The sequence below is a fragment of the Allobosea sp. Tri-44 genome, from assembly GCF_004123845.1.
Classification (GTDB): domain Bacteria; phylum Pseudomonadota; class Alphaproteobacteria; order Rhizobiales; family Beijerinckiaceae; genus Allobosea.
In genome coordinates this window covers 1-10,983 of sequence record NZ_NBDP01000027.1, presented here as the reverse complement: position 1 = coordinate 10,983, position 10,983 = coordinate 1, and the positions used below count along the sequence as shown (strand labels likewise).

The following is a 10,983-nucleotide window of genomic DNA, read 5'->3' as shown; positions in this document are numbered from 1 at the left end:
ATCCAAATAGCCATTCGTTTGTTTCACACCGACACTCGATAGCGTCTGTCCATCACTATCGATAATTACCTCTTATCGATAATGATCGACAGGCATCCGAATATCAGCGATTCTGGCGCTCCAAAACACCGACGACGACGTCAGCCGGGCCTCCGGACGACGAGAATGGCGAATAGGAAGCGCAGGGATCAGCGGTGAAGCGATGCGATCGGTTCGTCGGCGAAAGGCCGTTAACCCGAGCGCCGGATGGCTCAGGCCGTCTGTCGCCGGAGCAGATCCGCGATCGCGGCGCGCAGCGGCGGGAGATCGTCGGCGACGATCCGCCAGACGATTTTGGGATCGACACGCCAATATTCGTGGCGGATCAGGTTGCCGAGCGCACGCACGTCCGGCCAGCGGATATCTGGCTGCGTCGCCAGAAGCTCTTCGGGCAGATGCCGAACCGCCTCCGAGATGATCTCAAGAGCCCGCTCCACCCCGAGCTGGAGAAACACGTCAGCCTGGAAACTCGCCTGCGTTCGCCCGTCGACAGCCCCGTCGACAATGTCGATCGCGGCGAGGATGTCCTCGAGAACGACGTCGATGCGGCGCGCCATCAGAACACGCGCACGGCGTCCCGCTCGATCTCGCCGCGCAGCTTAGGATGCAGGCTTTCTCGCGTGGTCACATCGACCTTGCGCCCGATCGACTCGTTCAACAGGCGGTGCACGCCGGCCAGATCAAGTAGCGAGAATTTTGCGTCTGGCGCGATGTCAACGAAGACGTCGAGGTCGCTGTCGGGCCGTGCTTCACCGCGGGCGGTCGAGCCAAACAGATATGCGGCCTCGACTCCGCGAGCGCGCAAGGCGGCGGCGCTGACAGCGATCTCGGCGATAGCTTGCTCGCGGGTCATGGAGGAGTTGTACACCAAAGCGGCCGACAGCGGAATGATGCTGGTCCTCAGTCGAAGGTTCTCAAAAGCGGACCCTCGGCCAGCGCAGGGCATGCCATGAATGACATCACAGCGATCGGCGGCGCCGAAACCCGCCGCGCCCTGCAGCTCGACGCGCTCGCCGGCATTTTGCCGACGGAGCGGCGCGACCAGCTCGCCAAAATCCTGACCGACGACGACGTCGCGACCCTGCGCCACCTCGCCAAGGAGGGCATGGGCGAAAACTCGTTGCGCGCCTTGGCCTCGGACCTGGCCTATCTCGAGGCCTGGGCGATCGCCGCGACCGGGTCGCCCCTGCCTTGGCCGGCTCCGGAAGCGCTGGCGCTGAAATTTTTGGCTCAGCATCTCTGGGACCCAGCCCAACGCGAGGCGAATCCCGGCCACGGCATGCCCGACGCTATCGCAAGCGCCTTGCGCCTCGGCGGTCATTTGCGCGTTGACGGTCCGCATGCGCCCGCGACGGTGAAACGCCGTCTCGCGCATTGGGCGACGTTGCACCGCTGGAAGGGGCTCTTGGGCCCATTCGCCGCGCCATCGTTACGAACGGCAGTGCGACTGGCGGTGCGGGCCAGCGCCCGACCGCGCCGGCGCAAGAGCAAACGGGCCGTCACCCGCACGATCCTCGACCACTTGCTCGCCACTTGCGGCAGTGACCGACTATGCGACAGCCGCGACCAGGCGCTGTTGCTGGTCGCGTTCGGCTCGGGCGGCCGCCGCCGCAGCGAGATCGCCCGTTTGCGGGTCGAGCAGCTCAGCGAGGAAGCGCCGGTGCCGCGCGATCCCGACGATCCGGATTCGCCGCGCCTGCCCTGCCTGGCGATTACGCTCGGCAAGACCAAGACCGCGGCTGCCGACGAGGATGCCCGCGTCCTGATTGTCGGCCGGCCGGTCGAAGCCCTGCGCGACTGGCTCGAACGTGCCAACATCAGCAAAGGCGCAGTGTTCCGGGCGATCGATCGCTGGGATGGGCTCTCCGATCGCGCCCTCACTCCACAAGCCGTCAATCTGATCCTGAAACGCCGCTGCGCCCAGGCCGGGCTCGATCCACTCGCGTTTTCCGCCCACGGCCTGCGCTCCGGCTATCTGACCGAAGCTGCCCATAACGGCGTGCCCTTGCCCGCCGCGATGGCACAGTCGCAGCACCGCTCGGTTCAGCAGGCGGCGAGCTACTACAACGAGGCCGACCGGCAGCGCAGCAAAGCTGCCCGATTGGCGCTCTAGCCATCACCGCGCGTCCGGCTCTACCCAAGGCGAGCCGATCTCAATCCAACAGCGGCGCGACCATTGCTGCAGCGATTGCCACGACAATCGCGCTGCGAATGAGGATCCCATTGATCCGGGCCACTCCGGCTTCCGCAGTTTCAGGCATCGGCATGACATCGCGTCCTTGTGCACGGCGGCTTCCCCAGCAGGTGCATCGACACAACGGAAATCTGCCAACCATCGGCGAGGCTAGTTGCCACCTAGCAACTCGTCGCGCTTGTCGCGTTCCTCGGCTCCAGCCGAATTGTCGGCGACGCGATAGCCGCGCCTGGTCTTTTTCCGCAACCAGTCCTCGAGCGCCTCGGCGGCCGCCTCGACATCCGCAAACAGGTCCAACCGCCGCCGGCCAGGCCGGCCCCAGCGTCCCCATTCGCGCACGAGCGCCGCATCGCCGAACAGCGTCGGTTCGAGGGAGAGCACGTAGAAGCGCGCCATGTTCTGGTGCGGATCGGTCCGGTCCAGCACCAGCATCTGCAACCGCGGTCCATTCGAGGTCAGCGCTCTGTCCATGCGGACATGTCGCTCGCTGTCGACCGCCCGGTCCAACGCAAAGGTTGAATCGATCCGGCGCCACCGATTCACGCGGCTGATGACAGAGCGGATCGTGGGTGCGGCTAGGCACGTTGCTTCTCCCGCTTTCGGCTGCCGATCAGAGCCATCAGCATCGGTCCGAGCGAGAATTCCCCGGCTGCGGCCTTGCGGGTCAGACCGCGCAGATAGCCGCCAGCACTGCTGATCGCCTCTGCCTTTTGCAGGATCGCCGCCACGACGACGGCCGCTTCACTTTCGCCCATGACGTTTTGCGCATCGAACCAGGCGCTCGGGCTGATCCCCAGCATCGGCCGGACCACAGCGACCGCGGCCTGGAAGTCGCGCCAGTTGCCGATGCCACCGCGACTGTAGTCGGCAATGTCGGGACAGGCGTCCAAGACCATCCCCAAGGGGTACGTCCTGTCCGGCATCCGCCCCGGTTCAGGATCGAGCGCGACAATCGCCCCCCAGCTCTTTGGAGAGCATGGTTCAAGTTCAATAAGAGAGTTTGGATTTGAATTCTGTTTGTGACGCTCAGAATGAGACTCATTGCCGCTCGGATTCTGAGTTTTAATGTGCATCTCCAGAAGGTTGAGGATTCCGTCGGCAAGCAGCGACAGCTCGGTCGCAATCTCTTCGAGCAGCGCCCGCGTGGCAGTCCGCGGAAGCCGGCCGACAATGCCCCTATAGAGCTCATGCAGTTCGGCCCAGTCGGCCGGGCCCCGGCCATCCCTTCGCGTCGGAACGCCCTCTTCGATGCCCGTCGCGATCATCTTGCAGATGTCCCGCCGGCAGATTGTGATCCGTTCCCGGGCGAGCTTCAGAGCCCGGTCTTCAGCCAGGACCTCTTCCGCCAGCGCTTCGAATTCCTCGGCGCGGACAACCAATGGCGCCAGGTCGAAGCCGAAAGCGAGCTCGATCTCCCCTCCCCTGCCCTTGCGGGCATAGCGCTTCCCGTTCGGGCTATCGCGCCGGATGATCAAGCCGCAGTCGACCAGGACCGTGAGATGACGTCGCAACGTCGCCGGCGGCATGCCATGCGCCCGCAGGCAGAGCTGCTGGTTGGAGGGAAAGACCACCAGCCCCTCCCCTGTCAGGACTGTCTCCGGGTGAAACGTCAGCAGCGCGTCCAGAACCGCCAGGGCGCGCTCGGTCACGCCCAGACGGTTCTTCGCCATGCAGATCGCCCGGAAGATGTTCCATTTGTGGACCGCTTTCTCCGGCGGTCTACCCTTCGCGTCCGCCTGGCTTGCCACATGCGCAAGCGTCAGCGTCCGCCGCCCAAAGGGCGTCGTTGAGATGTGCGAAACCATGTTCCTTTACCTGTGGTTAGGCAAAAGAATTGGGCTCGCCAAAACGACACTGCGTTCGACGTGACTCTTGACAGCGATTCGCGGAAGTGTGATTCTCTAGCTGCTACACAGGAGAAGGGCTTCCGGAACTCGTTCTGGGGGCCTTTTTCTTTTGCGGCCTCTTACGTTGTAACCTGCTTCGTCAGGCCACTCCTTTCGACTGAAATTGGCGATAAAGTTCCGGGAGTTGCGCCGCGACGAACTCCCCGAATGCCGATGACGCCGAGGTATCGACCACGACGGACAATGTTTTTTTTGTCCGCTCAATGGTGGCGATTCGCTCACCCGCCTCAGCTTTCAGAATGACTTTTTTCTCCTTCGTCGGCCGCCTTGGAGCCAATGCGCCGAATGCCAGGAGAAAGCGCTGATCGCTGTCGGCGACCTTGAACTCTGAACTGGAAAGCAGTCCGTCGAGCCGCGACCTATCGTCGAGCGCCTCAAGCCGCTCCACAAACGCCGTCCATCTCGGCCTCCCGGCTTTCGGCGCGGGGCCTATCGCGACGATGAGGTCTTTGGATATGGACTTCGTGAGCCCCAGCAGCCTCGAAAGCTGGGTCTTCTCCATGCTCAGCGCTGACATAATAACCGCGCGCTCAAAACCCCTCTCCTCGAGAGTCAGAGCAAAGAGGCCGCGCTCGATATAGCTCAGGTCCTTCCGGGCCGAATTCTCCTGACCTTGGATGACGACCAACTCTTCGTCAGACAGGTTCTGGACGACCGCACGGACTGGCCGGTCCAGCAGGCGAAGAATCCTTGCCCGCCGGTGACCATAGGCGATCTGAAAGTGCTCAGCCTTGCTGGGATCCGGCCGGACAAGGATCGGACTTTTCTGACCAGATTCCTTGATCGCCGTATAGAGCGTCGTCTGCTCGATACCCTCGTCGTCGAGGCGATCCTGAGCAAACGAACTTGTAAGCTTATCCGGCGTGATTTCGATGACGGATGCGCCTGATGCGATCAACGCTTTTGCGCGCTCGGCAGCAGACGCGATGTGCTCAAGCGAGCGCCCCATCGCGCCCACAGCGCCAGCTCGAACATGCTGCGGAGGCGTTGCTGGAGGCGTCGCGACTGACGGGTTGCCACCTGGCAACTCGTCAGTACGGCGGGTGAGCATCGCGCGAAGAGTGTCCTTTCGACTCATAGTCGCACACTCCCTCCGCTGACCGCTGTTGCAACGGCTCCAGCCTTCGAGTTGCCACCTGGCAACTCGAAGGGCAGACAAGATGAGAGTGCTTCCGGTTGCGACGCGCCGCTGGCGATGCCCATAAAGAGACGCCACCTCGCGCCGTCCCAACCTTGGGCCGGAGAAAGCGGACTCGGGATTTTGCGGCCGGCACGGCGGGTCTCGAACGCCAGGCAAGACAAGCGGGCGAGTTGCCAGGTGGCAACTCGCTCCGGAAGATACCGACGATGGTCTCGCGCGCTCATGCAGCACGCCCCCACGCTTGAGCGATCAGGCGCTCAATCTCGCCGTTCACGGCGTCAAGGGACTCGACCGCGCGATCGTAGGTTTGTTTGGAGAAATTCTCCCTGCCGACCTCATACAGCGTCTGCTTGGACAACCCAGCGTCCGAGACAGCCGTCGATTTCACCATCGTGCTGTTGAGCACTCGGTCTCTGAACAGGGACCTCATGAAAGCGACCATCTGCGTTTGCGGAGCGTCAGCTGGCTCGAACCGCGTCACGATGTAACGAATGAAATCGTAATCGAGCGTACCGCCAGAGGTCTGGACGACCTTGAGCATGTCCGAGGCCATTAACAGGAACTGACACATCGACATGACGTCCAACATCTGCGGATGAACCGTGATGAGGAGACCTGTTGCGGCGCAAAGCGCGCCAAGTGTCAGGTAGCCGAGTTGGGGAGGGCAGTCGACAACCATTACGTCGTAGTCATCGGCAACCGAACCCAAGGCCGTGGCGACTCGTCCGAAGAATGGTTCTGTCGACCGCTCGGCGAGCGCGCGCGGCGTGTCGTGCTCGAACTCCATGAGCTCCAGATTGCCCGGGACGAGATCGAGCCCCGCGAAGTAGGTCTTGCGGATGATATCCCGCAGCGGCCGCCGCTCATCGTCGTAGCGAACGGCCGCGTACATCGTCTCGTTGGCCTGAATGTCGTACTCAGGTTGATAGCCATGAAGGGCGGTAAGCGAGGCCTGCGGATCGAGGTCGATCGCCAGAACGCGATAGCCGTGCAGTGCGAGATATTGCGCGAGGTGCGAAGCGGTTGTCGTCTTACCGGAGCCCCCCTTGAAGTTAACAACTGCCAAGACTTGGCAGTGCTCGTTGCCTCGGCGGTGAGGAACATAGCGTTTGTTCTTGGAGCCTTCCTCCAGAACCGCGCGAAGCTCGTTGATCTGGTCGAGAGTATACGATCGACGACCGCCGGCAGAGATTGCCGGCTGCGGTCCTTTGCCTTGGAGAGACACTTGCCGAAGATAAGCGTCCGCAATTCCAATGAGCTTTGCGGCCTCAACAGAGGAAAATGATCGCAACGTCTTTTTCGAGACGGGCGGGAAGAGCGCTTCACGCATCGCGTGCAGCTCGGTCGACAGCGCTGATCCATCGCCAGCGATGATATCTGCGACCGCGAGGCGGGCCGGCTCTTCGGAGGAGGGGGTGTTACGCGCTTTCAGCATAACTACGCGATAGGCTCCAACTACGGGTGAATTTCGTAGCCATAGGATTGCAGCGAGTCGGAGCCTGTGACAAGGATTTTAAGATTAATCGACCGTTAACGTCACCAAGTTCCGTGAATCCAGCCAGAAAAGCCCACATGCTGCCCCGTCGCTGCCGGACCGCACCACACTGCCACTTGATGGATCTCCTCCTGAACCTTTGAGAATCAGCCAGGCGAGGGGAGGGCGCTTCTGCAGATGGCGCCCTCCGCACCGAGCTGTCGTCGCAGCAACCTTCAACGTGAGTCCATGAGGCTTGCAATTCGACATTTAGATCCGCGACTAGAGGAGCTCCCGGGACTGTCTATTTCGATCGACCGATGCAAGGGTAGAATGTTGACGACCGCCAGCCTTGAAGCTTCGCCACGACACAGCACGTCTACGCTGCTGGAGAACCTTATCTTGTGGACAGCGTGCTAGACTTCTGTAGTCTCAAGCCTAGAATTCTCGTGCTGTCGACCTAATCGATTGCTCCAATCAGGCTTCATTGCTTTCGTTTCATAGGCACCACAGCAACATTGTGGGAGATTGCAGTGGCAGACAACACCAACGGCCTTGCCGGCCTCGTCGCCGATATCGTTTCGGCGTACGTCTCGAACAATACTGTCCCAACCGCCGACCTTCCCAACCTCATCGCGACCACCCACGCGGCCATCATTGGATTGGGAGCTGAATCGGCGGCACCGGTGGTCGAGGAAAAGCCCACGCCAGCGGTGACAATAAAAAAGTCGATCACAGCGGGCTACATCGTGTGCCTCGAGAACGGGAAGAAATTCAAGTCGCTCAAGCGGCATCTGCGCTCCGCCCATGGCATGTCGCCAGAGGAATACCGAGCGCGGTGGGGTCTGCCAGTCGACTACCCGATGATCGCCCCGTCATACGCCGAGACACGATCAAGCCTTGCAACGAAGATGGGCCTTGGCCGGCAGCGCAGGACATCCGGCGGCAAGGCAGTCAAATGATTTCGCAGCACTGAGCAGGAGTAGGCACTCTCCGCGCTGCAGGTGGATGCTCCAGCTCCGGTCGTGCGGGCTGCAGCACCGATCCAGAAACCTTTCAAGCCCGGTAGACCAGCCTCCGGTGCTTAATGTCATAGCGAGGTAGTACGGCTGCCTTGGGGCGTCGAAACCCCTGCGAGCGAATTGGTGCCGGCCGATGCGGCGCCGACTCCTTGACCTTATGGTCGGGGAGCCTGTCGCGTCTGCAACAGGTTCACCCGAACTCAAGACCGTGAAGCCGTTTCATGAGGTTTCGAACTTCCCGATCACCGAGCGTCAGAGAGGAAATGTCGGCGGCGGCGTCCCACAGGCGAGGTCGAAGCGGGATCGTGGGTTCAGACCGCCGGGAGGTCGACGCCCATCAAGCCAAGCTCGATGCTCTCGAGATCTGGGACCAAGCGCCAACCAGCAAGCTACCATCACGCGTGGCCCTGCGAGCTCGATCGCGAAGCTCGCGGCTGCGAGCCTGACCGCACAGGTGAAAGAAGGAACGCAAGGACATCACGTTCCGCGATCTTTAGTGCCAACTCGGCTACTGCTTGATCGAACAAGCCCACCCGATGGCGCCGGAAGGGGAGGGTTCCTCAAGCCGGCTGTTCTTAAGGTTGGATGGCAAGTGCAAGGTCCGCGCGGCTACAATGTCCGACTGCAATTAGCTGCCGATTTTCGTTGTCAAAGGTCATTTACGGCCATAACCGTGACGCTGCCCGTATGACCAGTTCGACGCCCCTTTATCAATCGAGGAGGCGCGAGATGCTTTTGGCCATACCAGGCACAGATATCCACCCGCACGCCGCTCCGATGGAGCGTGCCTGTCAGTTTCGCCACAAGATCTTCGTCGATGACAGGGACTGGTCGGATTCGAACCAGGCCGGCTGCAATCACACCGTTCATCGCATCTGCCTGCGCGACGAAGACATCGTCGGATACCAGCGGCTGCTGCCGACAACCCAGCCCCATCTCCTAACTGATAACCTTGCGGATATGTGCTGGAAGCGGTCATCGACTGACCAGCGGACATTCGAGCGGACACGGTTCTGCGTAGCGCCCGGTTGGCGCGACACGCGGTCAAAGGGAGACGGGCCCTTGCTTGAGCTGGCACAGGGGGTCGTCGAATGGGCGCTGGCACACAGGGTCGGCACCCTCGCAGTCGCGATCGACTGGCGCCTCGTGGTCATCGCGATGCAGTTGCGCTTCTTCGTACGGCCGTTGGGCTTCCCGAAGAGAATTGGGCGAGACGAGGCCGTGGCCCTGCGTATGTCGTTCGATCGTGAGGCGCTGCACACGATCCAGGAGGCGAGGGGCCCCAAGGCATCTGTGCTGCGCGAAGCCGCACTCGCCACCGCGGCGTGAGCGCACGGCATCTACGCGATGGTGTCACTATGATTCGGATTCCCGATGCGAAGGTGGTCGCTCAGGAACTTCACGCTCGCTATGAGCATATCCGGGCGATCACGCTGATCGGACGCGTCTCGCAGAAGGCGCTATTTGGAGGGCGACCGGACGAGGTCATGTTCTGGGCGCTTGTCTTCGCACATTACTGTGGCGGCGATCTGTCTCCAGCTGTTGAAAGCGAGCTCGACGCCTTTGAGCCATTTATCCTGCGCGGTCCGTCTCAATAAAGCTGACGGAAGCAGCATTTTCCACGCCGATGTGGTTCGCGATACTTTTCATGCGGGCTGCCAGCCACTATCGCCGGGCAGCAATCAACCGCGAGGATATCGTGTATCAAGTGAAAGCCGTCGCGCGAGGCTCAAAGATGTCCAATCGTGCCACCTGCGCCAGCGATGCATTGCGCCTGTTACGACAGATGCAGGCCGGCTCTGGCGTGACGTCCTGCGCGGTGTTCCAGAAAGGCGTCCTCGTCAGCCAATCCGAGCTCGAGCTGGCAGCTCGCCGCGAGCAGAACCTGAACGTGAAACTCGGCTGAACCGATTCAGCCCCGCGATCGTGAAAAGCGCAGGCGCGCGCCCGATTTGACATGCGATGGGTGCATAGCGGTAGCGGGTCCTGTTGCCTTGCAAAATCACCAGCCCAGGTCGATATCGGACGCACGGTTGTTTTGAACGGGCTCCGCCATTTCATCCCGGCGTCGACCCCGTTCCAGCCGTTCCCCTCTGAGATATCCGGCGTGTCGCCGGGTTCTCAAACTTTCAAGCCGGCTCCCCAAAGGGACGCCGGCCTCATTTGTTCAAACTTCGCTTGGATCAGTTTCAGACATCCGTCGGCCCAACGATGACCGAAGCGTCGCCGGGGGAGGGCGGGTTCGCCGCGATCCCCGTCGAGGTCGGATAGTCGCCGGGGCTGGTCGGGGTCTGGACACAGGCGGTCGACTGCTGGCCGGTGAAGCACGAGGCATCGTAGCCTGCGCCTTTGATCATATAGGAGCAGACGCTGACCAGGTTGCCGTCCTTGACGTTGCGAGCGTTGCAGTCGCCATTCGCAGCATAGTTGGCGAGCTTCCCGCCTTTGCCACAGCCGAACTGGCAGGCGAATAGAATTGCGGACTGGTCGATCATGGCACAGCGGCCACCATGACAGACTTGCTGGCCAACAAGCGAGGTCAGGCCGTTTCGTTCCGCCTGCGACCAGGAATCGCGCTCATATTTCGACCAGGCGGCGACCTGCGCCTGCGGGTCGTTGAGGAAACTCTGCGCGTCCCCCTTATAGTAGCGCTCGAAGGTCCCCGGACAGAACTGAAACGCCCCGAGACAACGTGCTTGGTTGTCTGCTCGGCCTCGGCGCCAGCGAGGCGTTGGCCCAGGCCGGCACATTGCAGCCGGTCCAGTCGACCCTGCAACAATTGGTCTCGACCATGACGGGGCCGATCGCGACCTCGCTCGCGACGCTCGCGGTCATCGCCTGCGGCTTCTTCGCCTGGACGGCACGGCTGACCTGGGGCATCGCCGGCAGCGTCATCTTCGGCATCGTGCTGGTCTTCGGCTCGGCCCAAATCGTCCAGTTCTTCCAGTCGGCTGTCGGCCAATGACCGAAGCCGAGCTGGAGGATCCGTTGATCACGCCCCTGGTCAAGGGACTCACGCGAGCGCCGACATTGATGGGCGTGCCCTACATGTACTTCATGCTGAACGGTGTGGTGACGAGCGTCTGCTTCCTCGTCTCGCACAATCTGCTGATGCTGCTGGTGGCGATTCCGTTGCATCTGCTCGGCTTCGTCATGACGGTGCGGGATGATCGGATCTTCGAGATCCTCTTCGTCAGATCCGCCAG

General features: G+C 61.8%; 14 protein-coding genes. 7 read left to right on the top strand and 7 right to left on the bottom strand.

Annotated features, from left to right (window positions below):
• Positions 1 to 251: 251 nt before the first annotated feature.
• Entirely contained in the window at positions 252 to 596 is a 345-nt protein-coding gene (locus B6S44_RS16370; RefSeq protein ID WP_248309629.1) for a HepT-like ribonuclease domain-containing protein, read from the bottom strand.
• Positions 596 to 892, bottom strand: a complete 297-nt coding sequence (locus tag B6S44_RS16365) for a nucleotidyltransferase family protein (RefSeq protein WP_129157960.1) — start codon at positions 890 to 892, stop codon at positions 596 to 598. Before B6S44_RS16365 ends, B6S44_RS16370 begins: the two co-directional genes overlap by 1 nt.
• Positions 893 to 988: 96 nt before the next feature.
• On the opposite strand from B6S44_RS16365, the gene B6S44_RS16360 reads away from it, so the two are divergent.
• Positions 989 to 2,152, top strand: a complete 1,164-nt coding sequence (locus tag B6S44_RS16360) for a tyrosine-type recombinase/integrase (RefSeq protein ID WP_129157959.1) — start codon at positions 989 to 991, stop codon at positions 2,150 to 2,152.
• A gap of 231 nt (positions 2,153 to 2,383) precedes the next feature.
• Here the strand turns inward: B6S44_RS16360 and B6S44_RS16355 are convergent, their stop codons facing one another.
• The 4 genes from B6S44_RS16355 to repA all read right to left on the bottom strand — a co-directional run bounded on the left by B6S44_RS16355 (position 2,384) and on the right by repA (position 6,716).
• Entirely contained in the window at positions 2,384 to 2,665 is a 282-nt protein-coding gene (locus B6S44_RS16355) for a WGR domain-containing protein (RefSeq protein WP_129157958.1), read from the bottom strand.
• A 143-nt stretch (positions 2,666 to 2,808) separates the two neighbouring features.
• A complete protein-coding gene (gene repC / locus B6S44_RS16350; protein WP_129157957.1) occupies positions 2,809 to 4,038 on the bottom strand; it encodes a plasmid replication protein RepC in 1,230 nt (409 codons plus the stop codon).
• Between the two features lie 181 nt (positions 4,039 to 4,219).
• The gene (gene repB, locus B6S44_RS16345; RefSeq protein WP_129157956.1) at positions 4,220 to 5,218 is read right to left on the bottom strand and encodes a plasmid partitioning protein RepB; all 999 of its coding nucleotides are present in this window, start codon (positions 5,216 to 5,218) and stop codon (positions 4,220 to 4,222) included.
• Positions 5,219 to 5,501: 283 nt separating this feature from the next.
• Positions 5,502 to 6,716 (bottom strand): plasmid partitioning protein RepA, encoded by a 1,215-nt coding sequence (repA, locus tag B6S44_RS16340; RefSeq protein WP_129157955.1) that lies wholly within the window; start codon positions 6,714 to 6,716, stop codon positions 5,502 to 5,504.
• A gap of 566 nt (positions 6,717 to 7,282) precedes the next feature.
• On the opposite strand from repA, the gene B6S44_RS16335 reads away from it, so the two are divergent.
• The 4 genes from B6S44_RS16335 (at position 7,283) to B6S44_RS16320 (ending at position 9,683) form a co-directional block, all read left to right on the top strand.
• The gene (locus B6S44_RS16335) at positions 7,283 to 7,717 is read left to right on the top strand and encodes a Ros/MucR family transcriptional regulator (RefSeq protein ID WP_129157962.1); all 435 of its coding nucleotides are present in this window, start codon (positions 7,283 to 7,285) and stop codon (positions 7,715 to 7,717) included.
• Between the two features lie 789 nt (positions 7,718 to 8,506).
• A complete protein-coding gene (locus B6S44_RS16330) occupies positions 8,507 to 9,106 on the top strand; it encodes an acyl-homoserine-lactone synthase (protein WP_129157954.1) in 600 nt (199 codons plus the stop codon).
• A 29-nt stretch (positions 9,107 to 9,135) separates the two neighbouring features.
• The gene (locus tag B6S44_RS16325) at positions 9,136 to 9,375 is read left to right on the top strand and encodes a hypothetical protein (RefSeq protein ID WP_129157953.1); all 240 of its coding nucleotides are present in this window, start codon (positions 9,136 to 9,138) and stop codon (positions 9,373 to 9,375) included.
• 50 nt (positions 9,376 to 9,425) lie between these two features.
• Complete coding sequence (locus B6S44_RS16320) at positions 9,426 to 9,683, top strand: hypothetical protein (RefSeq protein ID WP_129157952.1); 258 nt, start codon at positions 9,426 to 9,428, stop codon at positions 9,681 to 9,683.
• Positions 9,684 to 9,966: 283 nt separating this feature from the next.
• Here the strand turns inward: B6S44_RS16320 and B6S44_RS29880 are convergent, their stop codons facing one another.
• Positions 9,967 to 10,272: a hypothetical protein gene (locus tag B6S44_RS29880; protein WP_248309627.1), complete on the bottom strand. Its 306-nt coding sequence runs from the start codon at positions 10,270 to 10,272 to the stop codon at positions 9,967 to 9,969.
• A 197-nt stretch (positions 10,273 to 10,469) separates the two neighbouring features.
• Between B6S44_RS29880 and B6S44_RS16310 the strand changes: the two genes are divergently transcribed.
• Together B6S44_RS16310 and B6S44_RS16305 are read left to right on the top strand one after the other, a co-directional pair.
• Positions 10,470 to 10,742, top strand: coding sequence for a TrbC/VirB2 family type IV secretion system protein (locus tag B6S44_RS16310; RefSeq protein WP_129157951.1), 273 nt, complete (start codon positions 10,470 to 10,472; stop codon positions 10,740 to 10,742).
• The coding region (locus B6S44_RS16305; RefSeq protein WP_129157950.1) for a VirB3 family type IV secretion system protein at positions 10,739 to 10,983 on the top strand (245 nt) is incomplete at its 3' end. The genes B6S44_RS16310 and B6S44_RS16305, both read left to right, overlap by 4 nt.

Bases quoted from the DNA above. Each gene is read 5' to 3' on its own strand.
- B6S44_RS29880 (WP_248309627.1), bottom strand. From the start codon at position 10,272: ATGATCGACCAGTCCGCAATTCTATTCGCCTGCCAGTTCGGCTGTGGC.
- B6S44_RS16325 (WP_129157953.1), top strand. From the start codon at position 9,136: ATGATTCGGATTCCCGATGCGAAGGTGGTCGCTCAGGAACTTCACGCT.
- repB (WP_129157956.1), bottom strand. From the start codon at position 5,218: ATGAGTCGAAAGGACACTCTTCGCGCGATGCTCACCCGCCGTACTGAC.
- B6S44_RS16320 (WP_129157952.1), top strand. From the start codon at position 9,426: ATGCGGGCTGCCAGCCACTATCGCCGGGCAGCAATCAACCGCGAGGAT.
- B6S44_RS16365 (WP_129157960.1), bottom strand. From the start codon at position 892: ATGACCCGCGAGCAAGCTATCGCCGAGATCGCTGTCAGCGCCGCCGCC.
- B6S44_RS16330 (WP_129157954.1), top strand. From the start codon at position 8,507: ATGCTTTTGGCCATACCAGGCACAGATATCCACCCGCACGCCGCTCCG.
- B6S44_RS16370 (WP_248309629.1), bottom strand. From the start codon at position 596: ATGGCGCGCCGCATCGACGTCGTTCTCGAGGACATCCTCGCCGCGATC.
- B6S44_RS16360 (WP_129157959.1), top strand. From the start codon at position 989: ATGAATGACATCACAGCGATCGGCGGCGCCGAAACCCGCCGCGCCCTG.
- repC (WP_129157957.1), bottom strand. From the start codon at position 4,038: ATGGTTTCGCACATCTCAACGACGCCCTTTGGGCGGCGGACGCTGACG.
- repA (WP_129157955.1), bottom strand. From the start codon at position 6,716: ATGCTGAAAGCGCGTAACACCCCCTCCTCCGAAGAGCCGGCCCGCCTC.
- B6S44_RS16355 (WP_129157958.1), bottom strand. From the start codon at position 2,665: ATGCTGGTGCTGGACCGGACCGATCCGCACCAGAACATGGCGCGCTTC.